The following is a 26,026-nucleotide window of genomic DNA, read 5'->3' on the forward strand; positions in this document are numbered from 1 at the left end:
TGAGACCTGCATAGGCCCCGGTGACGGTGCCGGACGGTCGCGCGATGGCGGATTTCCGCAGCTTGGAAGTGTTTTACTGGGTCGCCACGCTCTCCAGCTTCCGCCGGGCGAGCGAGCAGGTGAACACGACCCAGCCCGCCGTCTCGCAGCGCATCGCCGCCCTGGAGCACGAATTCGGCACCCTGTTCGAGCGCCGCAGCCGCGACGTGGCGCTGACCGAGCGGGGCCGCGTGCTGCTGGGCTTCGCGGAACGCTTCCTCGCCCTGCAGGCCGAGATGGCCTCGGCCCTCGACGAGACCGGCCGGACCACGGGTACGCTGCGCCTCGGCGTCTCCGAGACCATCGTCCATCTCTGGCTGTCGCGCTTCATCGAGCGGATGCGGGCGGTGCATCCGGGGATCAGTGTCGACATCACCGTCGACATCTCGCCGAACATGCAGGCGGCCCTGGTCGCCAACGAGCTCGACCTCGCCTTCCTCGTCGGCCCGATCACCGGCCCAAGCCTCGTGAACCGCCTGCTCTTCGCCGTGCCGGTCGCCTGGATCGCGGCCCCCGGCCTCGTACCGGACGCGGAGCCCCTGAGCCTCGGGGCGCTGATGCGTCACCCCCTCGTCACCTATCCCCGCAACACCAGCCCCTATGTGGAATTGCGCGACCTCGTGCTGAAGGCGAACCTCCTGCCGAGTCAGATTCACACCAGCGCGTCGCTGGCCACCATCGTGAAGATGGGCGTCGAGCGGCTCGGCATCTGCGTGATCCCGCCGGCCATCGTCCGGAACGAGCTGGCCTCCGGCGCCCTGCGCATCCTGCCGACCGAGCAGGCGCTCTCGGACCTCACCTTCACCGCCACCCACGCCAAGCGCCCCGAGGGGCATTTCGTGGCCGACGCCGCCCGCATCGCGGAGGAGGTCGCGCGGGACTGGACCGCCGCCCGATAAGGCCGAGTTATCGCCCGCCATTCGCAATGACGATTGGCGCGCAAAGCGGCAGGGTGGGATCGTGTCTCATAAAGCGGCAAATCGACCGCCCGACTGGGAGACATGAGCGTGCTCGCGCAACCCGACGCCCCCCGTGCGGCCCTCGCCTTCGACGACGCCCGCGCCGCCCGGCGGGCGATCCGCCACGGTGAATGGCGCGGCCACACCTCCGGCCTCGCCCCGGCCCACGTCCAGGGCAACCTCATGATCCTGCCGGCGGCGCTCGCCCCGGATTTCCAGCGCTTCTGCCAGCAGAACCCGAAGCCCTGCCCGGTGATCGGCGTCTCGCAGCCCGGCGCCCGCGACCTGCCCGCCCTCGGCGCCGACCTCGACATCGCCACCGATGTGCCGGGCTACCGGGTCTACGAGCACGGCGCGCTGGTCGCGGAGGTCCCGGACCTGACGCGGCACTGGCGCGACGACCTCGTGACCTTCGTGCTCGGCTGCTCCTTCTCCTTCGAGGCGGCGCTGATCGAGGCGGGTATCCCGCTCCGCCACGTCGCGGAAGGCCGCAACGTCGCCATGTACCGGACCACGATCTCGACCATGCCCGCCGGGCCGTTCCACGGTCCCCTGGTGGTCTCGATGCGGCCGATGAAGGCCGCCGACGCGATCAAGGCGGTGCAGGTGACGGCCCGGGTGCCGGCCGTCCACGGCGCTCCGGTCCATCTCGGCGACCCGAGCCTGATCGGCATCCGCGACATCGGCAAGCCCGATTTCGGCGACCCGGTCGCCATCGCGCCCGACGAGATCCCGGTCTTCTGGGCCTGCGGGGTGACGCCCCAGGCGGTGGCGATGGCCGCGCGCCTGCCCCTCTGCATCACCCATTCCCCCGGCTTCATGCTGATCACCGACCTGCTGAACCGGGACCTGCCGTACCGCTAGGGCGCCATCGCTGCCCCCCACCGTCATTGCGAGGAACGAAGCAATCCAGGGTTCCGCCACGTCCTGAAGCGTCCCGCTGCCCTGGATTGCTTCGCTTCGCTCGCAAAGACGGCGGCGACAAACGCCCCATTCGAAGAATGACCTGACCACCGATCCATCCTGAGGGAGCCAGACCATGTGGTTGAAAGACACGAGCCCGCCGGAGCGCCGGGTGTTGGGTGCGGCCTTCGCCGGATACGGCGTCGATGCCTTCGATTACATGGTCTATACCTTCCTCATCCCGACGCTCGTTGTGGTGTGGGGGCTCACCAAGGTCGAGGCGGGCAACATCGCCACCGCCGCCCTCGTCACCTCGGCCATCGGCGGATGGGCCGCCGGCATCCTCGCGGATCGCTACGGCCGGGTGGTGATCCTCCAGGTCACCGTGGCGTGGTTCACCGTCTTCACGGTGCTCTCCGGCTTCGCCCACTCCTACGAACAGTTGCTCGTCACCCGCGCCCTCCAGGGCTTCGGCTTCGGCGGGGAATGGTCGGTCGGCTCAGTGCTGATCGCCGAGACGATCCAGGCCCGCTACCGGGGCAAGGCGGTCGGGCTGGTGCAATCGAGCTGGGCGGTCGGCTGGGCCTGCGCGGCCATCGCCTTCTGGGCGGTCTTCGCCCTGGCCGAGCCGGCCCAGGCATGGCGCATCCTGTTCTGGCTGGGAGCCGCGCCCTCGATCCTGATCTTCTGGATCCGCCGCAACATCGAGGACCCGGAGGTCTACCGGCAGACCCGCGCGGAGATGCGCATCGTCGGCGATGGCGGCAACTTCCTCGACATATTTTCCCGTGACCTCATCGGCCGCACAGCCCTGGCGAGCCTCCTCGCGACGGGGATGCAGGGCGGCTACTACGCCGTGACGACGTGGCTGCCGACCTACCTGAAGACCGAGCGCAACCTCTCGGTGCTCAACACCAGCGGCTACCTGCTGATGCTGATCTTCGGCTCGTTCCTCGGCTATCTAACGAGCGCCTACCTCTCCGACCGGATCGGCCGCCGCAGGGGCTTCATCCTATTCGGCTTCTGCGCCGGCCTCCTCGTGCTCGCCTATACGCTGATCCCGATCACCGACACGGCGATGCTGTTCCTCGGCTTCCCGCTGGGCTTCTTCCTCTCCGGCGTGTTTTCCGGCATGGGCGCCTTCCTCAGCGAGTTGTTCCCGAGCCGGGTGCGCGGCTCGGCGCAGGGGTTCTGCTACAATTTCGGCCGGGCGACCGGCGCCGTCTGCCCCGCCCTCGTCGGTTCTCTCAGCGCATCGCTGACGCTGGGCGTCGCCATCGGCGTCGTGGCGGCCTGCGCCTATTGCCTCGTGATCGTGGCGGCGCTTCTCTTGCCTGAGACGGCCGGGCGCGAACTCGACACACAGGTCGAGTCGCCCACTGAGCCCGCCCCGGCGGCGATAGCCTGAGTGGAGTGACGACAATGGCGAGCGTCGATCTCAACGCGGATCTCGGCGAGGGCTTCGGGGCCTATGCCTGCGGCGACGACGCGGCGATGCTCGCCGTCGTCACCTCGGCCAACGTCGCCTGCGGCCTCCACGCCGGCGATCCCGAGATCATGGCGAGCACCTTCCGCCTCGCGAAGGAGAAAGGCGTGGCGGTGGGCGCCCATCCGGGCTTCCCCGACCTGTGGGGCTTCGGCCGGCGGCGGATGCCCTTCACCCCGGCCGAGATCGAGCGGCTGGTCGCGTATCAGGTCGGCGCGGCCGCCGCGCTCGCCGCCTATGCCGGCCACCGCATCACCTACGTGAAGGCTCACGGGGCGCTCGCCAACCTCGCCGCCGAGGACCGCGCCGTGGCCGATGCCATCGCGGGGGCGGTACGGGCGGTGGACCGCAACCTCGCGCTGCTGGCCATCGCGCTGACCGCCCAGGTCCCGGCCGGCGAGGCGGCAGGCCTTGAGGTCCACCAGGAGATCTTCGCGGATCGCGGCTACACCGAGGACGGGCAGCTCATCTCGCGCAGCCTCCCCGGCGCCCTCATCACCGACCAAGAGGAGGCGGCGAGCCGGGTTCTCACCATGGTCCAGGAAGGCGCGATCCTCACCGCGTCTGGGAAGCACCTGCCGACGCCGATCCGCTCGATCTGCGTCCACGGCGATTCGGCCCACGCGGTCGGCACCGCCCGCGCGGTGCGGGCGACGCTGGAAGGCGCGGGCGTCACCCTCGCGCCGTTCAAGCCGTGAGCGCGGCGCCCCGCATCCTCGACGCGGGCGAGGCGGCCCTGGTGGTCGAGTTCGGCACGCGCGTCGATCCCGCGATCAGCGACCGCGTGCTCGCCCTCGACGACGCGCTCCTGGCCGAAAGGCCGGAGGGCATCGCCGAGACCGTGCCCACCTACCGCTCGCTGATGATCCATTACGACCCGCTCATCCTCGACCGGGACACCCTGGCGGGCCGCGTCCTGGCACTGGCGGGCGGCGCATCTCAACGGGACACGGCCCCGACCCGGTGGATCCTGCCCTGCTGCTACGAGGCGCCTCACGGGGAAGACCTCGCGGCCGTGGCCACGCAGATCGGCCGGACGCCGGAGCAGGTCGCCGCGCTCCATGCGGGGGCGACGTTCCGCGTCTACATGTACGGTTTCGCGCCGGGCTTCGCCTATTGCGGCGGCCTGCCGGAGGCCCTGGCGGTGCCGCGTCGCCCGAGCCCGCGCCCGCCGCATCCAACCAATGCGGTGATGATCGGCGGCGGCCTCGCGGCGGTCGCCACCGTGCCGATGCCGACCGGCTGGTATGTGCTCGGCGCGACGCCCTCGCGTCTCTACGCGCCGGAGCGGGAGGAGAGCTTCTTCGTGAGCCCCGGCGATTCCATCCGGTTCGAACCCATCGACGCGGCGACCTTCGCCCGGCTCGCGGAGCGCGAGGCGGCGGGCGAGCGGGTCGCCCGGCGGGAGGAGGGAGTTTCGTGAGCGTGCTGGCGATCGAGGCCGCCGGGCCCGGCGTGACCCTTCAGGACGGCGGCCGGAAGGGCTACCTCCGCTTCGGCATCACCGCCGCCGGGCCGATGGACCCGCTGATGTTCGCCACCGCCAACCGGGCGGTGGGCAACCCCCTCGATGCCACGGCGATCGAGGTCTCGACGGGGGGCCTCACCGTCACCGCGCCGGAGGGGCCGCTCGGCCTCGCCCTGGTCTCGGGCGGCTTCCGCGCGACCCTCGACGGCGAGGCGCTGCCGCCGGCCTGCGCGCTCACCCTGGAACCCGGCCAGACCCTCACCGTGCGGGCGGGGCCCACCGGCGCCTGGGGCTACCTCGCCGTGGCGGGCCGGCTCGACGTGGCGCCGGTCCTCGGCGCGACCGCCACCCACACCCGCTCCGGCCTCGGCGGCCTGGACGGGCGCGGGCTGCGGGCCGGGGATCGCCTCGGCGTTTCGGAGGCCCGCGTGGGCGACGGGGCGCCGCAGCGGCTGCTCGCGCCCTGGCTCGACCGCGACCCATCGCGCATCCGCGTCGTGCTTGGCCCCCAGGACGATTACTTTTCGGGCGATCAGGTCGCCGCCTTCCTCGCCGGGCCGTGGACGGTCTCGCCGCGCGGCGACCGGATGGCCTGCTTCCTCGAGGGTACGCCGCTCACCCATGCGAAGGGTCACGACATCGTCTCGGACGGGGTGGCGATGGGGGCGATCCAGGTGCCGGGCAACGGCCTGCCGATCATCCTCATGGCGGACCGGCAATCGACCGGTGGCTATCCGAAGATCGCCACGGTGATCGGGCCGGATCTCGGGCGGCTGGCGCAGGCCCAAGGCGGCACCCGCATCGCGTTCGCTAATGTCTCCGTCGCGGAGGCCGTCGCGGCCCGCCGGGCCGAGGCGGAGGCCTTGCGCGGCGAGGTCCCGCGCGAGCCGATGCTGCGCACCGACTTCCCGGCGGAATTCCTGCTGGGGCTGAACCTCGTCGGCGGCGTCACCGACGGGCGGGACGGCATCGCGAAGGTTGCTTGAGCGCACGAAAAAGGGCGCGAACCCTTTCGGATCCGCGCCCTGTGTTGGGAAACCGCCGAACCTTAGTACGGGCGGCCGTAGAGCGGCGAGGTCGGGTCGAGCCGGTCCACGAAGGACAGGTCGACGTTGCGCACCGCGCTCGACCGGGCGCCGATGAACGGGCCGTTGGTGATCGGATCGGGCAGGATGCCGGCGCCGTAACGGTCGCTCGGGCCGTAGGGCGGGGTCAGGGCGTTCGAAGCCGCGATCAGGTAGGGGTTCAGGGCCGGGTTGCGCGAGCCGCCGGCGCCGGGAACACCGGAGGACAGCGGGACATTGCCGGCATCGAGCCACGAGCGCGGACGGACGCGGATCGGGAGCGGGCGGCTGACGCGGTAGAACGGGCCGGGGGCGATGCCGTCCTGCGCCTGGGCCGGCGCAGCGGTCACGGCGGAGAGGCCGGCAGCGGTGAGGGCGCCCAGGAGGGCGATCTTAAGGGAGCGCATGGCCGTCCTTCGGATGAGAGTGCCATCATTGTGGCGGCCGAAGCTTAACAGTTCGCCGCCCTTGTGGAGAAGACGTTCGAGACCGGTCATAGTTCCGCTTGAATGGCTGCGCTTGTGCGCTTTGCCACATTGGCGCCTCAATTTTTCGTGGATGGCCGGCGCCGCTCGATGGAACCGGTTCGCCCGGTCGGGTCGGCAGCCGCTGTGCCGGCGGCCTCGCAGGCGCTGCGGCCCTTGGCCTGCCGGAACAGGGCGCTGGCGGTGGGGTCCGACTGATCGTCGAAGTCGAGGGCGTCGAGGGTGCAGGCGAGCGCCTTCGGCTCGGCCGCGCTCCCGAGCGGAGCGCAGAGGAACCCGTCGATGCGCAGGCCCGCCTGGGCGAGCACGAAGCCGGTGCAGGTGCGGGTGAGGGGGCCGGAGAGGGTCACCTCCGCAATCTCCGCGGGCCCGAAGCGGGTCGCGACGACGCCGCGCGGGACCATCCGCGACAGGGAGAGAGGCAGTTCGCCCCGCGCCGCCATCGCCGCCCGGCGGGCGACGAGGACGTAGAGGCCCGGCGCCCGTTCGGCGCCGATGCCCCGCGTCACGGCGAGCCGCAGCACGGGCGCCTCGAGGGCGGAGAAGCTGCCGCGCCCGAGCACGTCCTCGCGCAGGCCGGTCTTCGGGTCGATGCGGCCGGGCTCGACGCGGACGGGGTCGATGCCGGGCTCGGTGAGGCGCAAGGGTGCGGTGCCGACGATGGCGGGCACCTCGCCCGTCCGGTTGAGCATCGGAACCGGCGCGGGGGCGGAGGGCATCCGCGCCGCGATGGCGATGAGGGCGACGACCAGGGACCCCACCGCGATGCGGACGGGCAAACCGATCGCGGAGAACCCGCGCCCGGAAGGCCCCTCGTCCGCGTCGTCGATGGCTCCGATCCGCATGTGTATCCCGTGTCCCTCGGCGCCCCGGCCGGCGCCACCCTGCACGGGGCGCAACGACCGAAGGGTTTCCGGGGCAGGGCTTTCGCGGGACAGGGTGAATCGTTGCTTGCCGTCGCGGCGGCGCGGCCCTGTGGCCTTGACAGGCTCCTGCCTTCCTGTGCCTTGCTGATGCCCTGGCCGTCGATGCCGGCCCCGCTGGGGACCGGGTCTGCGGCCGCGCCCGTTTGCGGGCGAGACGGACCGGCGCGAACGATCCCGCCGCCGGCACAACCCCGAGGAGAGGCGCAACCCCCGGATCGTTCGGGGTTCAGGTCGCGCGGAGACGAGAGATGGGTTACAAGGTCGCCATCGTCGGCGCCACGGGCAACGTGGGCCGCGAGATGCTCGATATCCTGGCCGAGCGGGCTTTCCCCGCCGACGAGGTCGTGGCGCTGGCCTCGCGCCGCAGCCAGGGTCAGGAGGTCTCCTTCGGCGACAGGACCCTGAAGGTCAAAACCCTCGACACCTACGATTTCTCCGACACGGACATCTGCCTGATGTCGGCCGGCGGCGAGGCCTCCAAGGAGTGGTCGCCCCGCATCGGCCAGCAGGGCTGCGTCGTGATCGATAACTCGTCGGCCTTCCGCTACGACGCCGACGTGCCGCTGATCGTGCCCGAGGTGAATGCCGACGCTGTCGCCGGCTTCACCAAGCGCCACATCATCGCAAACCCGAACTGCTCGACCGCCCAGCTCGTCGTCGCCCTGAAGCCGCTACACGACGCGGCCACGATCAAGCGCGTCGTGGTCTCGACCTATCAGTCGGTCTCCGGCGCCGGCAAGGAGGCGATGGACGAGCTGTTCCAGCAGACCCGCGCCGTCTTCACCGCCGGCGAGATCAAGCAGGGTGGCAAGTTCACCAAGCGCATCGCCTTCAACGTGATCCCGCACATCGATGTCTTCATGGAGGACGGGTACACGAAGGAAGAGTGGAAGATGGTCGCCGAGACCAAGAAGATGCTCGACCCGAAGATCAAGCTCACGGCCACCGCCGTGCGCGTGCCGGTCTTCATCGGCCATGCCGAGGCGGTGAACGTCGAGTTTGAGCGGCCTCTATCGGCCGAGCGGGCGACCGAGATCCTGCGCGCGGCGCCGGGCATCCTGGTGATCGATAAGCGCGAGAACGGCGGCTACATCACCCCCCACGAGGCGGCGGGCGAGGATGCCACCTACATCTCCCGCATCCGCGAGGACGCGACGATCGAGAACGGCCTGAACTTCTGGTGCGTCTCGGACAACCTGCGCAAGGGCGCCGCCCTGAACGCGGTGCAGATCGCCGAAGTGCTCGTGAACCGCAAGCTCATCAAGCCGAAGTCGGCGGCGTAGGCCCCCCTCCGTCCTCCCCCTGCGACGGGGGGAGGACATCACATCGCGTCAATGCCCACCGAGATAGGCGGCGCGCACCGCCGGATCGTTCTTCAGTTGCGCCGCCGGGCCCTGGAAACGGATGCGGCCGTTCTCCAGCACGTAGGCGTGGTCCGCCACGCCCAGCGCCGCCATGGCGAACTGCTCCACGAGGAGCATCGTCACCTTCTCGTCCTTCAGCTGGCGGATGATACGGAAAACCTCCTCCACCAGCTTCGGCGCGAGGCCCATCGAGGGCTCGTCGAGGAGGAGGATCTCCGGCTTCAGCATCAGCGCCCGGCCCATGGCCAGCATCTGCTGCTCGCCGCCCGAGAGGGTGCCGGCCAACTGGTTGCGGCGCTCCTTCAGGCGCGGGAACAGGGCGAAGGCCCGGTCCCGGTCGGCGGCGATGTCGCCCTTCGGCCGGGAGCCCGTCAGGCGCGGGAAGGCGCCGAGCGTCAGGTTGTCCTCCACCGACAGCGTCGGGAACACCCGGCGCCCCTCCGGCGAATGGGCCAGCCCCTCGCGGGCGACATCGTGGCTTTCGAGCCCGGCGATGTCCTTGCCGTTCAGGCGGATCGTGCCCGAGCGCGGGCGGATCATGCCCGACAGAGCCCGCATGGTCGTCGTCTTGCCGGCGCCGTTGGAGCCGATCAGTGTGACCACCTGACCCTTCGGCACCTGGAAGGTCAGGCCGTGCAGCACCTCGACCAGGCCGTAGCCGGCGTGGAGACCCTGGACCTCAAGCATGGGCGGCCTCCGTGGTGGTGCCGCCCATTTCGCCGGGGGCACCGAGATAGGCTTCGATCACCTTCGGGTCGGCCTGCACCTCGCGGGCGCCGCCCTCGGCGATCTTGTGGCCGAAATCGAGGACGCTCACCCGGTCGCAGAGACCCATGACCACGTCCATGTGGTGCTCGATCAGGATGACGGTGATGCCCGCATCCCGGATCTTGCGGATGATCGCCACGAGGTCGGCGATGTCCGGCGCCGTGAGGCCCGCCGCCGGCTCGTCGAGGAGCAGCAGCACCGGATCGAGCGCCAGGGCGCGGCCGATCTCCAAGAGGCGTTGCTTGCCGTAGGGGAGGTTGCGCGCCTCCGTCTGCGCCAGGGCGTGCAGCCCCATGAAGTCGAGGATCGCCATGGCGCGGGCGCGGGCCTCCCGCTCCTCCCGGCGGCGCCGGGGCGTGCCGAGGATCGCGTCGAACAGCGTGCCCTTGAAGGTATGGTGCAGGCCGACCAGCACGTTCTCCAGCGCGGTCATCTCGCGGAAGAGCTGCACGTTCTGGAAGGTCCGCGCCACGCCCGCGAGGGCGATCTCGGAGGGCGTGCGCCCGTCGAGGCGCTGGCCGCCCGCCACGGCGAGCGTCACCGAGCCGGCGGTGGGTTTGTAGATGCCGGTGAGCACGTTCATCATCGTGCTCTTGCCCGAGCCGTTCGGGCCGATGAGCCCGTGGATCGTGCCGGGCTTCACCGTCAGGTCGACGCCAGCCAGCGCCTTCAGGCCGCCGAACTGCATCAGCGCCTGATCGACCTTGAGGAGCGCCTCGGCCCCGGCATCGCCGCGCTGGGCGATGAGCGCCGACCCCTCGGCCGACACGCTGCGGCCCTCGGCGGTGTGCGACGGGCGCAGCGCCGGGATCATCTGGCGCAGGAAGCCCACGATCCCGTCCGGCAGGTAATAGACGACGAACAGGATCAGCAGGCCGAACACCGTCAGGCGGTAGTCGGTCACGGATTCCATCGCCATCGTGGCCGGGAAGAACAGGATGCAGAGGGCGACGGGGATGAGGATCGCGTAGCGGTTCTCACGCTTGCGCAGGAAGGCCTGCGCCCCGACGACCACGGCGGCGGCCGCGATGATGCCGGCCATGATCCGCACGAGGCCGATATCCGCCAGGATATTCGGCATCATCACGATGATCACTGAGCCGATGAGCGGCCCGGAGCGCGACTTGCGTCCGCCCATGGTGACGGCGAGCAGGAACAGCACCGTCAATTCGAAGCTGTAGGTGTTCGGCGAGACGTAGCGCTCGGACCACGCGAACAGCGCCCCCGCGAGGCCAGCGAGGCCCGCCGAGACCACGAAGGCATAGACCTTGTAGCGGTAGACCGAGACGCCCATGCAATCGCAGGCGATGGGGGAGTCGCGCAGGGCCTCGAAGGCGCGGCCGAAGGGCGAGCGCACCACCCGGTTCACCAGAACGATGGTGGCGAGCAGGCAGGCGCAGACGAGGTAGTAGAATTCGAGCTTGCGGCCGGCGGAGCCCCAGGGGGCCTGCATCCCGATCAGCGAAAAGTCTAGGACGCGCACCGGGGGCAAGGTGATGCCCAGCGGGCCGTTGGTGATCGGCGTCAGTTCGTTGATGAAGATCTGAATGATCGTACCGAAGGCCAGCGTCACCATGGCGAGGTAGGGCCCGCTCACCCGGAGCGCCGGCACCGCCAGGATCGCGCCGAAGGCGGCGGTGAGCCCGATCCCGGCCACGAGGCCGAGCCAGATGCCGATCTTGAAGTGGAAGAACAGGGCCGCCGCCGCGTAGGCGCCGATGCCGAACAGGCCGGCATGGCCCAGCGAGACCTGGCCCGTGTAGCCGACGACGATGTCGAGGCCGAGGATCAGGATGGCGTAGATCGCAATCAAGATCATCAGGTGCACGTAATAGGTGCTCGTGATGACGTGCGGGAAGCCGGCGAGGAAGGCGACGAGCAGCAAACCCCCGACCCAGCCGATGCCACGGCTGACGGTTGGGGTGGCGGCGGGCTCGGCCGCCGGCGCGAGGGCGGTGTTCGCCATGGCGGTCAGACCTTCTTGATCACGGCCTTGCCGAACAGGCCGACCGGGCGAATCGAGAGCACGACGAGGAGGAGGATCAGGCCCGGCACGTCCTTGTAGCCGGTCGAGATGTAGAAGCCGGTCAGCGTCTCCGCGACGCCGAGGATGAGGCCGCCGACGATGACGCCGAGGCCGGATTCGAGGCCGCCGATGATCGCGACGGCGAAGGCCTTCAGCGCCAGCACCGAGCCCATCGTCGCGCCCGTCAGGGTGACGGGGGCCACCAGCACGCCCGCGAAGGCGGCGGTCATGGCGCTGATCGAGTAGGAGAGGGTGATGACGCGCTTGGTGTTGATACCCATCAGCCCGGCCGCGTCGATGTCGTTCGAGGTGGCGACGACCGCCTTCCCCCAGATCGACTTGCGGTTGAAGATTTCGACCGCGAGCATCATCAGCAGCGCGCCGCCGACGATCAGCATCTCCATGGGGAGGATGCGCACGCCGCCGATCTCGATCGGCGCGTCGGGGAGCGGGGAGGGGAAGGGCAGGTCGTCCCGGCCCCAGATGTTCTCGGCGACGTTCTTGAAGATGATGCCGAGCGCGATGGTGGCCATGATCCACCCGTACTCGGACTTGATCGCGATGGCCGGCCGCACCGCCAGCCGCTCGACCACGGCGCCGAGGCCGAAGCCGAAGACGAGGACGAGGGGGATCATCAGCCAGTAGCCGGTGAAGGGCACCAGCGTGAGACCGAACAGGGCGCCGACGGCCAGCGCCTCACCCTGGCCGAAGTTCAGGGTCTTCGACGTGGCGAAGGTGAGCTGATAGCCGAAGGCGATGGCGGCATAGATCATGCCGACCGCGACGCCCGAGGCCACGAGTTGCAGGAAGATGGTCATGGACGGCCGTCTTGATGAACGGGCAGCGGGAATAGTCGCGAACGACGCCCCGGGCTCTCACCCGGGGCGCCCAACCCCGAACGATCAGTTCGAGGACTTTTCCTTCACGCGGACGGTGCTCGCGTTCTTCGCGTCGTCCGGGTTCGCGTAGACGATCTTGCCGTCCTGCACCTTGCCGAACACGACCATGTTCCGCGAGATCGCGTTGTGGTCCTTGTCGGTGAACGGGTGATCGTAGGTCGTCACCACGCCCTCGACCTTGGTGTTCAGGTTCTCGAGGGCCGCGCGGATCTTCGGCCCGTCGGTCGAGCCGGCCTGCTTGATTGCGGCGGCGATCAGGTAGATCGAATCGTAGCCCTGTGCGCCGGCCACCGGGGTCGGAATCTTCGAAACGCCGTAGGCCTTGTAGTAATCGTCGAGGAAGGCGGCGCGCTTCGGAACGGACTTATCCTCGATGAAGGTCTGCGGCATCACCACGCCGTTGCCGTTCGTGCCGGCGATGTCGATGAAGCTCTGCATCGACGCCGGCCATGAGGCGATCATCGGCACCTTCCAGCCGAGCTTGGCCATGCCGTTGGTGATCTGCGCCAGTTCCGGGCCGATGCCGTAGGCGAGGATCACGTCGGCGCCGGCTTCCTTCGACTTGAGGAGCTGGGCCGTCATGTCGACGTCCTTGATGTTGAACTTCTCGACGGCGACCGCCTTCATCTTCTTGGCGGCGAGCTGCTTTTCGATGTCCTCGCGGCCGAGTTGGCCGTAATTGGTCGAATCCGCGAGCACCGCGATCTTCTTGAAGCCCTGGCGCAGGGCCTCGTCCACCATCATGCCGGCCTGCAGCACGTCGTAGGCGGAGTTCCGGAAGACGTAGTTGTTGTCGTAATCCGGCGCCTTGAACTGCTCGGTGATGACCGTCCCGGTGGCGACGTTGTTGAACACCGGGATCTCGGCTTCCTGGTAGAAGCGCTGGGCGGCGAGCGCCACGCCGGTGTTGATGAAGCCGACGGTCGCGACGACCTTTTCCTTGTTGATGAGCTCCTGCGCGACCTGTGCGCCGACCTCGTTCTTGGCCTCGTCGTCACGCTCGACGAGCTGGATCTGCCTGCCCAGGACGCCGCCGTTCTTGTTGATCTCGGCGGCGGCGAGCTTGGCGCCGTCGCGCATCGAGACGCCCATGGAGGACGAGCCGCCGGTATAGGGTCCGGTCAGGCCGATCTTGATCGCGTCGGCGGCGAAGGCGGCGTGGAAGGGGGCGACGCCGAGCGCGGTCGCGCAAAGCAGCGCACCCACCAAGGCGCGTTTGGTCACGATCATCGTTTCCTCTCCCATGCCGGGACGGCGTTACGGCTCTGACGGTCTTTGAGTCGTACGACCGGCCGCGCCGTGTGCCGTCGAGGGCTACGTCGTCGCGGTTCGGTGCCCGCGCGGTCTGCCCTTCAGCGTGGCAACTTTCGTGCGGTAACGCACCTTTGAAGGCAACGTCACCGTAACGTCAAGGTCTGGAAGAGGTTTCTGCGTAATGGATACAGGAAAGATCCCGGGAGACGTCCCATCTCCCGGGGTTCCTGGTATATTGGCTACGCCATACCCAGGGCCTGCAGGTACAGCTCCAGGATGGCTTCCTGCTCCTGGCGCTCGCTGTGGTCCTGTTTGCGGATGCGCAGGATGGTGCGGACGGCCTTCGAGTCGAAGCCGCGGCCCTTCAGTTCGGCGAACACCTCCTTGATGTCGCCCATGATGCCGGCCTTCTCCTCCTCCAGGCGCTCAAGCCGCTCGATGAACTGCTTGAGTTCGTCGGCGGCCACGCCCTCGGCGGAGGAGACGTCGCCGGAGGCCGGCGTGCCCGCTCGGGGCATCGAATGCGCGTTCATGGAGATCTCCGCTGTTGCGCCAGATCGGGCGCCTCGGACCCGCTGGTTAAGCGGTCAAGCTTACCCGATTCTTATTGCGGGAGTCCCCACTCAGTGGCCGCCCTCGCGGGTGGAGAAGGCCGCCTGCTGCGCCGGGCTCGCCTCCGTCTGGTGCTGCGCCTTCCACGTCTCGTAGGGCATGCCGTAGACCGCCTCGCGGCTCTCGTCCTTGGTGAGGGCGATGCCCTTCTCGTCGGCGGCGTCCTTGAGCCAGTTCGACAGGCAGTTCCGGCAGAAGCCGGCGAGGTTCATCAGGTCGATGTTCTGCACATCCGTGCGGTTGCGCAGGTGCGAGACGAGCCGCCGGAACACCGCCGCCTCGAGCTCGGTCTGGGTCGCTTGGTCGATCTCGGCCATGGGATGGGTCCTTCCGTGACGGGTCAGGCGGCGATGAGCGGCGCGAGGATGCGGGCGAACCTGTCCGCCCATTCGCGCTGCCCGTCCTCGCCCGCGATGAGGTCCTGGCGGATCTCCACCAGGGCGTTGGGCAGGCCGCGCACCGTAGCGTGGCGGTCGATCGTGTCGCCGGGCAGGCCGCCGCCATAGGGATCGTTGTCGCCCACGATGAGCCCCGCCGGGTCGGCCTTCAGGGCGTCGATGAGCGGCCGGGCGAGGCGGTCGTCGCGGTCGTAGAGGATGCCGACATGCCAGGGCCGGGGGACGCCCCGCCAATAGGGCGTGAAGCTGTGGATCGTCACGAGCGACGGCACCCGCCCCGCGGCCTCGGCCCCTGCCAGCGCGCCAGCGATGCCGGCATCGAACGGATCGTAGAAGCGGGCGATGCGCGCCGCCTTGCCGGCCTCGTCGATCCGGGCGTTGCCCGGCACCACGGCGCCGTCCGAGAGGCGCATCACGAGGGTTGGGTCGGCGCGCCCACGATTGGGATCGATGATCAGGCGCGAGAAGTGCGTGAGCACGGCCGGCGCGTTTAGCGCCCGGGCGAGCGCCCGCGTCACGCCGGCGGCGCCGATGTCGTAGGCGATGTGCCGGCTGAACTCCTCCGGCGCGACGCCGAGATGGATGTCGGGCGGCACGAAGTTCGAAGCGTGGTCGCAGGCGAGGACCAGCCCGCAGGCGGGGTCGCCCTCGATGATCTCGCAAGGGTGGGAGGGCGCGTCAGGCTCCGGGCGGATCACGCAAAACTCGCTGGCCGGGACGGGAAGGGCGAAGAGCGCGGCGGATAGCGCGGGCGGCACGCTTGCCGTCGCGCGGCGGCTCGGGCACAGCACCTATCAAGGATCGTGCGCTCACGGCAAGGAACGGGCCCGCCGCCCCGGGAGGGGCGGGGATCGCACGGCCTGGTCGGGCGCTCCCGCCGACGGGAGGGCCCCGGCAATCAAGAACTGCGCGCCGCCCCCCGGGCCACGGCGCCGAGGGAGCCCGTTGCACGCCATGTCCGAGACCCCCGCCACCGACGTCCAAACCCAGCGCGCCCATCTGGACGCCTTCCTCACCGCCGCGATCCGCGCCGCCCACCCGGATCTCTGCCTGCCGGCCCACCTGCCGCCACCGAGCCCCGGCCGACTGATCATCCTCGCCGCCGGCAAGGCCGCCGGCAGCATGAGCGCCGTGGCGAGCCGGTTCTACCGGCAGGAGCACGGCCTCGGCGATGACCGCATCGTCGGCCTCGCCGTGGCGCGCCACGGCTACGGCCAGGAGGCGCCCGGCATCCACATGGTCGAGGCGGGCCATCCGGTCCCCGACCAAGCGGGCATCGACGCCACGGAGGAGGTGCTGCGCCTCGCGGCGGCGGCCGGGCCGGAGGACGAGGTGCTGGTGCTGCTCTCCGGCGGCGGCTCGGCCAACTGGATCGCCCCGGCGGGCGACCTCACCCTCACCGAGAAGCAGGGCATCACCCGCGCCATCCTGCGCTCCGGCGCGCCGATCGGCGAGTTCAACACGGTGCGCAAGCACATCTCCCGGATCAAAGGCGGGCGCCTCGCCCGCGCCGCGCGCAACGCCCGCTCGGTGCTGACGCTCGCCATCTCCGACGTGCCCTTCGACGATCCCGCCGTGATCGCCTCCGGCCCGACCGTGCCCGACCCCTCGACCCTGGCCGATGCCCGCGAAATCTGCGAGCGCCGGAACATCCCGCTCCCCGAGGCGGCCAAGCGGCTGCTGAACGATCCGGCGAATGAATCGCCGAAGCCGGGCGACCCGCTCTTCGCCAACAGCACCTACAAGATCATCGCCCGCCCGCAGGACGCCCTCGACGCGGCGGCGGCGGCGGCACGGGAGGCCGGCTACGAGCCGGTCATGCTGGGCTCCGACCTCGAAGGCGAGGCCCGCGCCGTCGCCGCCGAGCACGCGGTAGAGGCCAAGCGCTACAAGGATGCCGGCCGGCGCGTGGCGCTCATTTCCGGCGGCGAATTGACGGTGACGATCCGGGGCGAGGGCCATGGCGGCCCGAACCAGGAATACGCCCTGGCCCTCGCCATCGCGCTGGACGGCACCCCCGGCATCAGCGGGATCAGCGCCGACACGGACGGCACCGATGGCGGGCGCGGCCTCGCCACCGACCCGGCCGGCGGCCTCGTGGATCCGACGACCTTGGCACGCGCCCGCGCCGCCGGCCTCGATCCGGCCGCGATGCTCGACCAGAACGACTCCACCGCGTTCTTCGCCGCCCTCGGCGATCTGGTGAATCCCGGCCCCACCTGCACGAATGTCAACGACTGCCGCATCATCCTCGTCGGCTGACCGCCTGCGCCCCCTCGTGCTCGCCCTCGGCCTCGCGCTCCTCGGCGCGGGGCCGGCGCGGGCCGACCTCCGTCTCTGCAACCAGACCGAGAGCAAGGTCGGGGTGTCCCTGGGCTACCGCGACACGCAGGGCTGGGTGACGGAGGGCTGGTGGGAGTTGAAGCCGAAGGGCTGCGAGACGCTGCTCTCCGGCTCCCTGGCGGCCCGGTTCTATTACGTCTTCGCCGTGGACTACACGCGCGGCGGCGAATGGGGCGGGCGCTCGCTGATGTGCACCCGCGACGCGGAGTTCACGATCCGGGGGATCGAGGATTGCCTCGCCCGCGGCTTCGACCGGAACGGCTTCTTCGAGGTCGATACCGGCGAGCAGAAGAACTGGACGATCCAGCTCACCGAGCCGGATCGTTCGACAGCCAAGCCATTGGACAAGCCTTGAGGGTTGCCTCCGGGGGACGAATCCTGATATGGCGGCGCCGATCCCGCGATGCCTGAGCCGTCATCGCCGGGCGCGCCTTGCGCGACCGGAGACCGGCCGGACGTTTTCGACGAACCCCGTTCCTGGACGGCCCCTCGCGGGCCGAGAGACCCATGAAGATCCGCAACTCCCTCAAGTCCCTGCTCGGCCGCCACCGCGACAACCAGCTCGTGCGCCGCAAGGGCCGCGTCTACATCATCAACAAGACGCAGAAGCGCTTCAAGGCCCGCCAGGGCTGAAGACCGCCGCCCGGCTCCGGTCGGGCGCATTGCGATGGTTTGCGAAGCCGCGTCCGCCAGGGCGCGGCTTTCGCGCGTCGGCCCGCGCGGCACGACGGCGCGTTGACGGGAGCGCCTGTCCGCCGCAGCTTACAACCATGGCGCGCGCGAACCCCTTCCTGCTTCTTCTGGCCGTCCTGCCCCTGGCGGGCGCGGCCGTCGCGGCCCCGTCCGACGGCATGGGACGGCCCAGCCCCCGGTCCGCGCCCGAGAGACAAGAACCCGAGAAACCGGCGGCCAAGCCCGTTCCGAAGCCGCCGAGCCTCGACGACCTGTTCGCCCGGCTGAAGGCCAGCGACGACCCGGCCGAGGCCAAGGGCATCGCCCGCCTGATCGAGCAGCGCCTCGACCGTTCCGGCAGTGCCACCGTCGATCTCCTCACCGACCGGGCACGGCAGGCCATGACCGGCCGCGACTTCGCGCTGGCCGCCGAACTGATGGACCGGGCGACGGCCCTCGACCCGACCTGGTCCGAGGGATGGAACCGCCGGGCGACCGTGTTCTGGCTGCTCTCCGACAAAAGCGAGGCCCTGGCGGACCTGCAGCGGGCCCTGGTGCTGGAGCCGCGCCATTTCGAGGCGTGGTCGGCCATGGGCAAGATCTACGAATCGATGGACGACAAGGGCCGCGCGCTGGCCGCCTTCCGCCGGGCACTGGCGCTCTATCCGAAGATGGACAAGGTGCAGGACGCCGTGGACCGCCTCGCCCCCGACGTGGACGGCCGCGACCTGTGATCGCCCGCACCGGCGCCCCGGTGGGCCTGTGATGGCGCGCGCCTCCGGTCTCCTGCTCGTCCTCCTCGCGTTGCCCTTCGCGGTGGCGGGGCTCGTCCTCGCCCTCGGGGCGGTGGCGAGCCTCGTCATCTCGCTGCGGGTCGGCGCCCTCTACCCGCCGGCCGGGCCGTTCGTGGACGTGCCCGGCGGGCGGCTCGCCACGATCCAGGCCGGGCCCGCCGACGGCAAGCCGGTGGTGCTGCTGCACGGGGCCTCGGCCAACGCTGCCGACCCGATGGGCGGCGTCGGGTATCTGCTGGCCGCGCGGGGGTTCCGCGTCATCGCCTTCGACCGGCCGGGCTTCGGATGGAGCGACCGCCCCCATGGCGGCGCCGACGCCGCGCCGCAGGCCCAGGCGACGCTGATCGCCGACGCCCTCGCGGCGATGGGGGTCGGCCCGGCCATCGTCCTCGGCCATTCCTGGGCGGGGGCGCTGGCCCTGGCCCTGGCCCTCGACCACCCGGAGCGGGTCGCGGGCCTCGTCCTCGCGGCACCGGTCGGGATGCCGATGCCGGGGCCGATCACCCTGCCGTGGTACTGGCGCCTCGCGCTGAAGCCGCCGATCCTTTGGGTGCTGAGCCGGACGGTGGGGCCGCCCATCGCCCTGGCCTATCTCCGCGAGGCCGGGAACCGGGTGTTCAAGCCCGAGGAGCCGGTGCCCGGCTACATCGAGACCTCTCGCGCCGCCCTCGTCCTGCGGCCGCACACGCTGCTCGCCAACGTGCAGGACCTCGTGGGCCTGACGCCGAGCCTCGCCGCCATGAGCCCGCGCTACGGCACCCTGCACGTGCCGACCACCGTCGTTTCCGGTGCGGCCGATCCAATCGTGCGGCCGGACCTGCAGGCCCAACCCCTGGCCCGCGCCATCCCCGGCGCCCGCCTCGTCCTGCTCACGGGGCAGGGACACATGATCCACTACACCGCCCCGGAAGCCCTGGCCGGCGCGGTGTCCGACCTCGAGGCGACCATCCGGCGCGACGCAGTGCCTGCCGCGTTGCCGTGAACCTCTTGCGCCGCCAATTGTTGTAGCTACAATAATGGCATGACGGCGATGGTTTGGGATGAGGCGAAGCGGGCCAGGAACCTCCTCCCGGAGCCAGATGGTCACGGCCTCGATTTCGCCGATGCCCGTGACCGGTTCGAGTGGGAGACGGCTGTCATCCTGCCGACCCGTGCAAGCCGAACGGGCACGCCGAGACTCAAGGCCATCGGCTTCCTCGACGATGCGCTCGTGACGCTCGTCTTCAGCCCGCTGGGAACCGAGGCGATCTCGGCCATCAGCCTCCGCCCTGCCAGCCGCATGGAGAGGAAGATCTATGACGAAGCGTAAGGCGCCCCCGATCTCCGATGCCGAGGAAGCTCGCATCCAGGCGATGATCGCCCGCGACCCCGACAGCCCGGACGCGACCCCGGAGGAGGCGACGCAGGCCAAGCCCGCCTCGGAGGTGCTGGACCCCGCTCTGCTGGCGCGGCTCGGCCGCCGGGGGCGGCCGCGATCCGAGGCCAGCAAGGTGCTCGTCTCGCTCCGCCTGCCCCCCGGCGTGGTCGAGGGCTACCGAGCCACCGGCCCCGGCTGGCAGGTCCGCATGGCCGAGGTGCTGGCCGCCGGGCTCCGGAACCGGGCTTAAGCCCTCACGCCTTCTCGGCGTGCTCCCGCGTGATGAAGGTGAGGCGCACGAGGTTCGTGGCGCCCGGCGTGCCGAAGGGCAGGCCGGCGACGACGATGATCCGGTCGCCCACCGCCGCGAATTTTTCACGAACGGCGAACTTGGCGGCGCGGAATGACATGTCGTCCACGTCGCTCGCATCCTTCGTTACGATGGGGTGGACGCCCCAGGCGATGGCCAGCCGCCGCGCCGTTTCGCGGCGGGGCGTCAGGGCGATCACCGAGGCGTTCGGGCGCTCGCGGGTCAGGCGCAGCACCGTCGATCCGGAATTCGTCCAGGCCATGATCGACCGCAGATCCAGGGCGTCGACCATCTGGTGCGCGGCCGCCGCGATGGCGTCGGCGGCGGTGTGGTCGGGCGTGTCCTTCTGCGCGCGGATGATCGACCAGTAGAGCGCGTCGCGCTCCACCTGCTCGGCGATCCGGCTCATCGTCGTCACCGCCTCGATGGGGAAGGCGCCGGCCGCGCTCTCGGCCGAGAGCATCACCGCATCCGCGCCCTCGTAGACGGCGGTCGCCACGTCCGAGACCTCGGCGCGGGTCGGGACCGGCGCGGTGATCATCGATTCCAGCATCTGCGTCGCGACGACCACCGGCTTGCCGGAGCGGCGCGCCCCCCGGGTGAGGCGCTTCTGCACCCCCGGCACCTGTTCGAGGGGCATCTCGACGCCGAGGTCGCCGCGGGCGACCATCAGCCCGTCCGAGACCTCGATGATCTCGTCGAGCCGCGCCAGGGCCTGCGGCTTTTCGATCTTGGCCATCACCAGGGCGCGCCCGGCGCAGACCTTCTTCACCTCGGCCACGTCCTCGGGCCGCTGCACGAAGGACACCGCGATCCAGTCGGCCCCGGCATTGAGCCCGGCTTCGAGGTCCAGGCGGTCCTTCTCGGTCATGGCCGGCACCGGCAGGACCGTGTGCGGCAGGGACACGCCCTTCTTGTTCGAGATGCGCCCGCCGACCTCGACGCGGGTCACGGCGCGGTCGCCCGTGGTCTTCAGCACGGTGAGGCGCAGCTTGCCGTCATCGAGCAGGATCGCGTGGCCCGGCTCCAGGGCCTGCAGGATCTCCGGGTGGGGCAGGTGGCAGCGGCCGATGTCGCCCGGCGTGGTGTCGCCGTCGAGGACGAAGGTCGCGCCCTTCTCCAGGATCGCCGCGCCCTCGGCGAAGACGCCGAGCCGCAGCTTAGGCCCCTGGAGATCGACGAGGATGCCGATCGGCCGCTTGGCTTCGCGCTCGATGGCCCGGATCACCTCGACCTTTTCGGGCAGCTTCTCCCGCGAGAGGTGGCTCATGTTGAGGCGGAAGACGTCGGCGCCGGCCCGGAACAGCCGCTCGATCATCTCCGGCGTGTCGGATGCGGGGCCGAGGGTCGCGACGATCTTGGTGCGACGGGAACGTTTCAAAACGGCGGCCCTCCCGGACTCGTCTCGGCCGCCCGCGGCGACCCCTTGGTCCGTTCCGGCGGTCTGAGCATCGGCCGCGCCACGCCGTCAAGCCGCGGCGTCTTCCCGGCACGAAAAGCTACCCACAGATCCTTTGGTCGCAGCCCGGAACGCTGCCCGGGGCGTGAGGTTGCCGAAGGGCCGGGCAGGTACCGCCCAAGGCGTAAGCGTTCCTGAGTAATCGAGTAGCAGACCACCAATGGAATTTCCCCGCGACGACCGTGAGCATCCGCAAGCCCAGGCTTTGCGAGCGTTCATCCAAGATCCGCCGTTTCCCTGCGTCGGGGCGAAATCGGCGCTGTCTCGCGGAAAATTGAGGATCGTCGTCGCACGCGACATCCGATCCGGGTGGGACGACATGCGGATTTACCCCGCACTTCTGTCGTTCATTGCCAGCTATCGGGAGGCGCCGGACCTGTTCCAGAGCTTCGCCGTGGTGTTCGAAGAGCCCGAGCGGCTCTCCGAGGAGGCGTTCGAGACCTGCCTGTGGCAACGGGCGCAATCGCTGTCGGACAAGGATTCCTGGCTCGGCCAGCCCCATGACGGGCGCGTCGCCACCGATCCGGACAACCCGCATTTCTCCCTGAGCTTCGGCGGTGAAGCCTTCTTCGTCGTCGGCCTGCATCCCAACGCGAGCCGCCCGGCCCGGCGGTTCCCCTCGCCGGTCATGGTGTTCAATCTGCACGCGCAGTTCGAGCGGCTTCGCAACGAGGGCCGCTATGAGAAGTTGCGCGCCTCGATCCTGCAGCGCGACGAGGCTCTGGCCGGCAGCATCAACCCGATGCTCTCCCGCCACGGCGAGACCTCCGAGGCGCGCCAGTACAGCGGGCGGCAGGTCGGCCCGGAATGGCAATGCCCCTTCACCCCGCGCGCGGAGCGCGCCCCGGCGGACCTCGCCAAGATGCGGGAATCGATCCACCCGTTCGATCTCCCCCTGATCGGAAGCGGCGCGTGACCCAGATGGTGGGCACGGGGACCGGAGGGACGGACGTGAGCGGCGAGCACCATGAGATTTCACCGCGCTCCGGCGTGGCCTTCACCCTGAACAAGGGCGATAGGCTGACGGTGATCGACCCGCGCGGCGAGCAGGTCGCCGACCTCGTGGCCTTCAACCGGCACGATCTGGACGAGGTGATCTCGAACGGCCGCACCCTCGACTACGCGAGCAAGATCTACCTCACGACCGGCGATCCGCTCTATTCGAACCGCTCGAACGTGCTCCTGCGGATCGTGGAGGACACGGTGGGGCGGCACGATTTCCTGCTCACGCCCTGCTCGGCGGACACGTTCCGCATCATCTACGGCGACACGAACCCGCATCGCGGCTGCTTCGGCAACCTCGCGGCGGCGCTCGACCCCTACGGCATCGCGCCGGATCGCATCCCGGTGGCGTTCAACTGCTTCATGAACGTGCCCGTGGACGGCACGACGGGCGCCCTGACCGTCGAACCGCCCCTCAGCAAGGCGGGGGACCATATCGCGTTCGTGGCGGAGGCCGACCTCATCGTCGGCCTCACCGCCTGCTCCGCGCTGCAATCGAACAATGGCAGCTTCAAGCCGATCCATTACCGGATCGACCCGGCCGGCTGAGGATCAGGTCCGCGCGTAGGTGCCGATCAGGCCGCCCTTCGCGAGGACCTTGTCCCGCATCGCATCGACCAGCGCCTCGCGGCCGGAGCCTTCCTCCAGGTCAAGGCGCTGCGACAGCGCGTAGACCTGGAACAGGTATTCGTGGTTGCCGTGACCGGTGGGCGGGTCCGGCGGCAGCCAGCCGGTCTTCATGAAGCTGTTCTTGCCGAAGGTCGGGCCGGTGGCGCCCTCCGGGAGGGACGCGGCGGGGTCGAGGTTCCAGGCGAGGAGGTGGACGAGAGGGCGCGGCGTCGGGCTGCCGGCATCCTCCACGATCACCACGACGGACACGGCGCCCGTGGGCAGGCCGTCCCATGACAAGGGCGGCGAGACGCCCTCGCCATCGGCGGTGAAGCGCGGTGGCAGGGCGGCGCGGTCGGCGAAGGCATCGCTGCCGACGCGGATGGTCTCCGCCACGCCGGGGAATTCGGAGAGGTAGGTGGTTCCGTCGAGACCGGCCTTCAGGCCCGACAGGGCCTCGCCCAGCACGCGGGGCATCTTCTCAAGCATCGGGCACTCCTTCTGTCGCCGGTCAACGACGGAAGGGTCCCACGGTTCAAGCGGGGCGGGCGGCGCTCAGCATGTAGTTCACCGCCGTGTCGCGCCCCATGCGCCAGCCGTCGGTCAGCGGGTTGTAGACGACGCCGGTCGTGTCGGTGACGTCGAGACCCCCGGAGCGGATCGCGGCCGCGAGTTCGTCCGGCTTCACGAATTTCTCCCAGTTGTGCGTGCCCTTCGGCAGCCAGCCAAGGACGTATTCCGCCCCGACGATGGCGAGCGCGAAGGAGCGCATCGTGCGGTTGAGGGTGGCGGCGAAAAGCAGCCCGCCGGGCTTCACCGCCGCGCAGGCGCTGCGCACGAAGGCCGGCATGTCGGAGACGTGCTCGACCACTTCCATGATGAGCACGGCGTCGAACGTCTCGCCGGCGGCGACGATCTCCTCGATGGTCCGCGCCCGGTAATCCACCGGCACGCCCGCCGCCTCGGCATGGGCGCGGGCGACGGCGAGGTTGCGCTCGGCCGGGTCGAGCCCCGTCACGGTGGCGCCGAGCCGGGCCAGGGGCTCGGACAGGACGCCGCCGCCGCAGCCGACATCGCAGATCGTCAGGCCATCGAGGGCGAAGGGCACCGCCGGGTCGCGGCCGTGATGGCGGCACAGGGCGTCGCGGATGTAGCCGACGCGCACGGGATTGAAGCGGTGCAGCACCCGCATCGGCCCGGCCTCGTCCCACCACGTGGCGGCCATGGCGTCGAACCGCGCGACCTCCTCCCGGTCCACGAACCCGCCCTTGCCTTCACCCGCCGAGACCATGCCGCTTCACCTCAAGGACCCTCCCGCGACCTCCACCCCATCCCGCGCCCGAGCGCAAGACGCCGGGCCTGCGGCGCGGCCTCGCGGGCGGGGGCCATGCTTGACCGGCAATTGACAGTGCAGGCAGGCCCGAGTACCCGCGAAACCCGTCCGGGGGCGGGCCCTGGCCGGTCTTCGGCGGGATGCCCGCTCCGGCTGCACGGGCTTGGAAACGTTCGAAGAATGCCCCGTCTGGTAATGAAGTTCGGCGGTACGTCCGTCGCCAACGTCGAGCGCATCCGCAACGTCGCGCGCCATGTCGCCCGCGAGGTCGCTGCCGGCTACGAGGTCGCCGTCATCGTCTCGGCGATGTCCGGCAAGACCAACGAGCTGATCGACTGGGTGAAGGACGCGAACGCCCTCTACGACACCGCCGAGTACGACGCCGTCGTCGCCTCCGGCGAACTCGTGACCGCCGGCCTCCTCGCCATCGCCCTGCGAAAGGAGGGCATCGCGGCCCGCTCCTGGCAGGGCTGGCAGATCCCGGTCCTCACCTCGGACGCGCACGGATCCGCGCGCATCGCCGACATCCCCTCCGCCAACCTCGACGCCGGGTTCGCGCGGGGCGAGGTCGCGGTGATCGCCGGCTTCCAGGGCATCCACCCCGAGAGCGGCCGGGTGACGACCCTCGGGCGCGGCGGCTCGGACACCTCGGCCGTGGCGATCGCGGCGGCCATCGGGGCCGAGCGCTGCGACATCTATACCGACGTGGACGGCGTCTACACGACCGACCCCCGCGTCGTGCCGAAGGCCCGGCGCATGGAGCGCGTGACCTTCGAGGAAATGCTGGAGATGGCCTCGCTGGGCGCCAAGGTGCTGCAGGTTCGCTCCGTCGAACTCGCGATGGTGCACCGGGTGCCGACCACCGTCCGTTCCTCCTTCGACCCGCCGGACGCCGCGCGCCCGGGTACCCTTATCTGCGACGAGGACGACATCGTGGAACAGCAGATCATCACCGGGATCGCGTTTTCCCGGGACGAGGCGCAGATCACCCTGCGCCGCGTCAAGGACAGCCCCGGCGTCGCCGCCGCGATCTTCGGGCCGCTGGCCGATGCCAACATCAACGTCGACATGATCATCCAGACGGTCTCGGGCGACCAGTCGACCACCGACATGACCTTCACGGTGCCCTCCGCCGAGTACGAGCGCGCCCGCGCCATCCTCGATCAGGCCCGCGAACATATTGGTTATGCGCAGATCGAGGGCGCCACGGACGTGGTCAAGGTCTCGGCCATCGGCGTCGGAATGCGCAGCCATGCCGGCGTCGCCGCCAAGGCATTCCGAGCGCTCGCGGCCAAGGGCATCAACATCCGCGCGATCACCACCTCCGAGATCAAGTTCTCGGTCCTGATCGACGCCGCCTACACAGAGCTTGCGGTGCGCACGCTCCACTCGCTCTACGGGCTCGACCAAGCCTGAGGCGCGAGGGCCGCCGGCCTTTGATAAGCCGTGCTTTGATGAACTAAACGCCCCGGGACGGATTGCCGTCCCGGGGCGAT

General features: G+C 70.1%; 29 protein-coding genes. 17 read left to right on the plus strand and 12 right to left on the minus strand.

Features of this window, described 5'->3' with window-relative positions; genetic code table 11:
* The first annotated feature begins 44 nt into the window (after window positions 1–44).
* The 6 genes from MKK52_RS08275 (at window position 45) to MKK52_RS08300 (ending at window position 5,841) form a co-directional block, all read left to right on the plus strand.
* Complete coding sequence (locus tag MKK52_RS08275) at window positions 45–938, plus strand: LysR family transcriptional regulator (RefSeq protein WP_243953326.1); 894 nt, start codon at window positions 45–47, stop codon at window positions 936–938.
* A 102-nt stretch (window positions 939–1,040) separates the two neighbouring features.
* Window positions 1,041–1,862: a putative hydro-lyase gene (locus tag MKK52_RS08280; protein ID WP_243953327.1), complete on the plus strand. Its 822-nt coding sequence runs from the start codon at window positions 1,041–1,043 to the stop codon at window positions 1,860–1,862.
* Between the two features lie 175 nt (window positions 1,863–2,037).
* Window positions 2,038–3,309 carry an MFS transporter gene (locus MKK52_RS08285; RefSeq protein ID WP_243953328.1) on the plus strand — a complete coding sequence of 424 codons (1,272 nt, stop codon included), beginning with the start codon at window positions 2,038–2,040 and terminating at the stop codon, window positions 3,307–3,309.
* A 14-nt stretch (window positions 3,310–3,323) separates the two neighbouring features.
* On the plus strand, window positions 3,324–4,085 hold the full coding sequence (locus MKK52_RS08290) for a 5-oxoprolinase subunit PxpA (RefSeq protein ID WP_243953329.1): 762 nt from the start codon (window positions 3,324–3,326) through the stop codon (window positions 4,083–4,085).
* Complete coding sequence (locus MKK52_RS08295) at window positions 4,082–4,810, plus strand: 5-oxoprolinase subunit B family protein (RefSeq protein WP_243953330.1); 729 nt, start codon at window positions 4,082–4,084, stop codon at window positions 4,808–4,810. Before MKK52_RS08290 ends, MKK52_RS08295 begins: the two co-directional genes overlap by 4 nt.
* Entirely contained in the window at window positions 4,807–5,841 is a 1,035-nt protein-coding gene (locus tag MKK52_RS08300; RefSeq protein WP_243953331.1) for a biotin-dependent carboxyltransferase family protein, read from the plus strand. Before MKK52_RS08295 ends, MKK52_RS08300 begins: the two co-directional genes overlap by 4 nt.
* Before the next feature lie 62 nt (window positions 5,842–5,903).
* On the opposite strand, the gene MKK52_RS08305 is transcribed toward MKK52_RS08300, so the two are convergent.
* Window positions 5,904–6,326: a hypothetical protein gene (locus MKK52_RS08305; protein WP_243953332.1), complete on the minus strand. Its 423-nt coding sequence runs from the start codon at window positions 6,324–6,326 to the stop codon at window positions 5,904–5,906.
* A gap of 137 nt (window positions 6,327–6,463) precedes the next feature.
* Window positions 6,464–7,249 (minus strand): hypothetical protein, encoded by a 786-nt coding sequence (locus MKK52_RS08310; RefSeq protein ID WP_243953333.1) that lies wholly within the window; start codon window positions 7,247–7,249, stop codon window positions 6,464–6,466.
* A gap of 329 nt (window positions 7,250–7,578) precedes the next feature.
* On the opposite strand from MKK52_RS08310, the gene MKK52_RS08315 reads away from it, so the two are divergent.
* Complete coding sequence (locus MKK52_RS08315) at window positions 7,579–8,613, plus strand: aspartate-semialdehyde dehydrogenase (RefSeq protein ID WP_243953334.1); 1,035 nt, start codon at window positions 7,579–7,581, stop codon at window positions 8,611–8,613.
* A 48-nt stretch (window positions 8,614–8,661) separates the two neighbouring features.
* Here the strand turns inward: MKK52_RS08315 and MKK52_RS08320 are convergent, their stop codons facing one another.
* The 7 genes from MKK52_RS08320 to MKK52_RS08350 form a co-directional block, all read right to left on the minus strand.
* Entirely contained in the window at window positions 8,662–9,381 is a 720-nt protein-coding gene (locus MKK52_RS08320) for an ABC transporter ATP-binding protein (RefSeq protein WP_243953335.1), read from the minus strand.
* Entirely contained in the window at window positions 9,374–11,428 is a 2,055-nt protein-coding gene (locus MKK52_RS08325; RefSeq protein ID WP_243953336.1) for an ABC transporter permease subunit, read from the minus strand. Before MKK52_RS08325 ends, MKK52_RS08320 begins: the two co-directional genes overlap by 8 nt.
* A gap of 5 nt (window positions 11,429–11,433) precedes the next feature.
* Window positions 11,434–12,306, minus strand: coding sequence for a branched-chain amino acid ABC transporter permease (locus MKK52_RS08330; protein WP_243953337.1), 873 nt, complete (start codon window positions 12,304–12,306; stop codon window positions 11,434–11,436).
* 84 nt (window positions 12,307–12,390) lie between these two features.
* Window positions 12,391–13,617 carry an ABC transporter substrate-binding protein gene (locus tag MKK52_RS08335; protein ID WP_243953338.1) on the minus strand — a complete coding sequence of 409 codons (1,227 nt, stop codon included), beginning with the start codon at window positions 13,615–13,617 and terminating at the stop codon, window positions 12,391–12,393.
* A 263-nt stretch (window positions 13,618–13,880) separates the two neighbouring features.
* The gene (locus tag MKK52_RS08340) at window positions 13,881–14,159 is read right to left on the minus strand and encodes a DUF2312 domain-containing protein (RefSeq protein WP_243953404.1); all 279 of its coding nucleotides are present in this window, start codon (window positions 14,157–14,159) and stop codon (window positions 13,881–13,883) included.
* Between the two features lie 105 nt (window positions 14,160–14,264).
* Window positions 14,265–14,570 carry a DUF1244 domain-containing protein gene (locus MKK52_RS08345; RefSeq protein ID WP_243953339.1) on the minus strand — a complete coding sequence of 102 codons (306 nt, stop codon included), beginning with the start codon at window positions 14,568–14,570 and terminating at the stop codon, window positions 14,265–14,267.
* A gap of 23 nt (window positions 14,571–14,593) precedes the next feature.
* Window positions 14,594–15,349 carry an N-formylglutamate amidohydrolase gene (locus tag MKK52_RS08350; RefSeq protein ID WP_243953405.1) on the minus strand — a complete coding sequence of 252 codons (756 nt, stop codon included), beginning with the start codon at window positions 15,347–15,349 and terminating at the stop codon, window positions 14,594–14,596.
* A gap of 256 nt (window positions 15,350–15,605) precedes the next feature.
* Between MKK52_RS08350 and MKK52_RS08355 the strand changes: the two genes are divergently transcribed.
* From MKK52_RS08355 to MKK52_RS08385, 7 genes are all read left to right on the plus strand, one after another.
* A complete protein-coding gene (locus MKK52_RS08355) occupies window positions 15,606–16,913 on the plus strand; it encodes a glycerate kinase (RefSeq protein ID WP_243953340.1) in 1,308 nt (435 codons plus the stop codon).
* Window positions 16,879–17,349 carry a DUF1036 domain-containing protein gene (locus MKK52_RS08360; RefSeq protein ID WP_243953341.1) on the plus strand — a complete coding sequence of 157 codons (471 nt, stop codon included), beginning with the start codon at window positions 16,879–16,881 and terminating at the stop codon, window positions 17,347–17,349. The genes MKK52_RS08355 and MKK52_RS08360 overlap by 35 nt, the downstream gene beginning before the upstream one ends.
* A 152-nt stretch (window positions 17,350–17,501) precedes the next feature.
* A complete protein-coding gene (gene ykgO, locus MKK52_RS08365) occupies window positions 17,502–17,627 on the plus strand; it encodes a type B 50S ribosomal protein L36 (protein WP_238207227.1) in 126 nt (41 codons plus the stop codon).
* A 137-nt stretch (window positions 17,628–17,764) separates the two neighbouring features.
* Window positions 17,765–18,400: a tetratricopeptide repeat protein gene (locus MKK52_RS08370; RefSeq protein ID WP_243953342.1), complete on the plus strand. Its 636-nt coding sequence runs from the start codon at window positions 17,765–17,767 to the stop codon at window positions 18,398–18,400.
* Between the two features lie 31 nt (window positions 18,401–18,431).
* Window positions 18,432–19,442 carry an alpha/beta fold hydrolase gene (locus MKK52_RS08375; protein WP_243953343.1) on the plus strand — a complete coding sequence of 337 codons (1,011 nt, stop codon included), beginning with the start codon at window positions 18,432–18,434 and terminating at the stop codon, window positions 19,440–19,442.
* 39 nt (window positions 19,443–19,481) lie between these two features.
* Complete coding sequence (locus tag MKK52_RS08380) at window positions 19,482–19,769, plus strand: BrnT family toxin (RefSeq protein ID WP_313898739.1); 288 nt, start codon at window positions 19,482–19,484, stop codon at window positions 19,767–19,769.
* Window positions 19,756–20,067, plus strand: a complete 312-nt coding sequence (locus MKK52_RS08385) for a BrnA antitoxin family protein (RefSeq protein ID WP_243953344.1) — start codon at window positions 19,756–19,758, stop codon at window positions 20,065–20,067. Before MKK52_RS08380 ends, MKK52_RS08385 begins: the two co-directional genes overlap by 14 nt.
* Window positions 20,068–20,071: 4 nt before the next feature.
* Here the strand turns inward: MKK52_RS08385 and pyk are convergent, their stop codons facing one another.
* Window positions 20,072–21,508, minus strand: a complete 1,437-nt coding sequence (pyk, locus tag MKK52_RS08390; protein ID WP_243953345.1) for a pyruvate kinase — start codon at window positions 21,506–21,508, stop codon at window positions 20,072–20,074.
* Between the two features lie 238 nt (window positions 21,509–21,746).
* Between pyk and gntA the strand changes: the two genes are divergently transcribed.
* Window positions 21,747–22,502 (plus strand): guanitoxin biosynthesis heme-dependent pre-guanitoxin N-hydroxylase GntA, encoded by a 756-nt coding sequence (gntA, locus tag MKK52_RS08395; protein ID WP_243953346.1) that lies wholly within the window; start codon window positions 21,747–21,749, stop codon window positions 22,500–22,502.
* A 5-nt stretch (window positions 22,503–22,507) separates the two neighbouring features.
* On the plus strand, window positions 22,508–23,137 hold the full coding sequence (locus tag MKK52_RS08400) for a DUF1989 domain-containing protein (protein ID WP_243953407.1): 630 nt from the start codon (window positions 22,508–22,510) through the stop codon (window positions 23,135–23,137).
* 3 nt (window positions 23,138–23,140) lie between these two features.
* On the opposite strand, the gene MKK52_RS08405 is transcribed toward MKK52_RS08400, so the two are convergent.
* On the minus strand, window positions 23,141–23,686 hold the full coding sequence (locus MKK52_RS08405; protein WP_243953347.1) for a YbhB/YbcL family Raf kinase inhibitor-like protein: 546 nt from the start codon (window positions 23,684–23,686) through the stop codon (window positions 23,141–23,143).
* A 46-nt stretch (window positions 23,687–23,732) separates the two neighbouring features.
* Entirely contained in the window at window positions 23,733–24,488 is a 756-nt protein-coding gene (ubiG, locus tag MKK52_RS08410) for a bifunctional 2-polyprenyl-6-hydroxyphenol methylase/3-demethylubiquinol 3-O-methyltransferase UbiG (RefSeq protein WP_243953348.1), read from the minus strand.
* A 222-nt stretch (window positions 24,489–24,710) separates the two neighbouring features.
* Here ubiG and MKK52_RS08415 point away from each other — a divergent pair, with 222 nt between their 5' ends.
* Window positions 24,711–25,946: an aspartate kinase gene (locus MKK52_RS08415; RefSeq protein ID WP_243953349.1), complete on the plus strand. Its 1,236-nt coding sequence runs from the start codon at window positions 24,711–24,713 to the stop codon at window positions 25,944–25,946.
* Window positions 25,947–26,026 lie beyond the last annotated feature (80 nt).

It is taken from the genome of Methylobacterium sp. J-067, from assembly GCF_022829465.1.
Taxonomy (GTDB): domain Bacteria; phylum Pseudomonadota; class Alphaproteobacteria; order Rhizobiales; family Beijerinckiaceae; genus Methylobacterium; species Methylobacterium litchii.

Coding starts and splice junctions, on each gene's coding strand:
- MKK52_RS08315 (WP_243953334.1), top strand. CDS start 7,579: ATGGGTTACAAGGTCGCCATCGTCGGCGCCACGGGCAACGTGGGCCGC.
- MKK52_RS08360 (WP_243953341.1), top strand. CDS start 16,879: ATGTCAACGACTGCCGCATCATCCTCGTCGGCTGACCGCCTGCGCCCC.
- MKK52_RS08370 (WP_243953342.1), top strand. CDS start 17,765: ATGGCGCGCGCGAACCCCTTCCTGCTTCTTCTGGCCGTCCTGCCCCTG.
- MKK52_RS08320 (WP_243953335.1), bottom strand. CDS start 9,381: ATGCTTGAGGTCCAGGGTCTCCACGCCGGCTACGGCCTGGTCGAGGTG.
- MKK52_RS08325 (WP_243953336.1), bottom strand. CDS start 11,428: ATGGCGAACACCGCCCTCGCGCCGGCGGCCGAGCCCGCCGCCACCCCA.
- MKK52_RS08310 (WP_243953333.1), bottom strand. CDS start 7,249: ATGCGGATCGGAGCCATCGACGACGCGGACGAGGGGCCTTCCGGGCGC.
- MKK52_RS08380 (WP_313898739.1), top strand. CDS start 19,482: ATGACGGCGATGGTTTGGGATGAGGCGAAGCGGGCCAGGAACCTCCTC.
- MKK52_RS08305 (WP_243953332.1), bottom strand. CDS start 6,326: ATGCGCTCCCTTAAGATCGCCCTCCTGGGCGCCCTCACCGCTGCCGGC.
- MKK52_RS08355 (WP_243953340.1), top strand. CDS start 15,606: ATGTCCGAGACCCCCGCCACCGACGTCCAAACCCAGCGCGCCCATCTG.
- MKK52_RS08290 (WP_243953329.1), top strand. CDS start 3,324: ATGGCGAGCGTCGATCTCAACGCGGATCTCGGCGAGGGCTTCGGGGCC.
- MKK52_RS08385 (WP_243953344.1), top strand. CDS start 19,756: ATGACGAAGCGTAAGGCGCCCCCGATCTCCGATGCCGAGGAAGCTCGC.
- MKK52_RS08375 (WP_243953343.1), top strand. CDS start 18,432: ATGGCGCGCGCCTCCGGTCTCCTGCTCGTCCTCCTCGCGTTGCCCTTC.
- gntA (WP_243953346.1), top strand. CDS start 21,747: ATGGAATTTCCCCGCGACGACCGTGAGCATCCGCAAGCCCAGGCTTTG.
- MKK52_RS08280 (WP_243953327.1), top strand. CDS start 1,041: ATGAGCGTGCTCGCGCAACCCGACGCCCCCCGTGCGGCCCTCGCCTTC.
- ykgO (WP_238207227.1), top strand. CDS start 17,502: ATGAAGATCCGCAACTCCCTCAAGTCCCTGCTCGGCCGCCACCGCGAC.
- MKK52_RS08400 (WP_243953407.1), top strand. CDS start 22,508: ATGGTGGGCACGGGGACCGGAGGGACGGACGTGAGCGGCGAGCACCAT.
- MKK52_RS08340 (WP_243953404.1), bottom strand. CDS start 14,159: ATGCCCCGAGCGGGCACGCCGGCCTCCGGCGACGTCTCCTCCGCCGAG.
- MKK52_RS08405 (WP_243953347.1), bottom strand. CDS start 23,686: ATGCTTGAGAAGATGCCCCGCGTGCTGGGCGAGGCCCTGTCGGGCCTG.
- MKK52_RS08345 (WP_243953339.1), bottom strand. CDS start 14,570: ATGGCCGAGATCGACCAAGCGACCCAGACCGAGCTCGAGGCGGCGGTG.
- MKK52_RS08275 (WP_243953326.1), top strand. CDS start 45: ATGGCGGATTTCCGCAGCTTGGAAGTGTTTTACTGGGTCGCCACGCTC.
- MKK52_RS08335 (WP_243953338.1), bottom strand. CDS start 13,617: ATGATCGTGACCAAACGCGCCTTGGTGGGTGCGCTGCTTTGCGCGACC.
- ubiG (WP_243953348.1), bottom strand. CDS start 24,488: ATGGTCTCGGCGGGTGAAGGCAAGGGCGGGTTCGTGGACCGGGAGGAG.
- MKK52_RS08285 (WP_243953328.1), top strand. CDS start 2,038: ATGTGGTTGAAAGACACGAGCCCGCCGGAGCGCCGGGTGTTGGGTGCG.
- MKK52_RS08330 (WP_243953337.1), bottom strand. CDS start 12,306: ATGACCATCTTCCTGCAACTCGTGGCCTCGGGCGTCGCGGTCGGCATG.
- MKK52_RS08415 (WP_243953349.1), top strand. CDS start 24,711: ATGCCCCGTCTGGTAATGAAGTTCGGCGGTACGTCCGTCGCCAACGTC.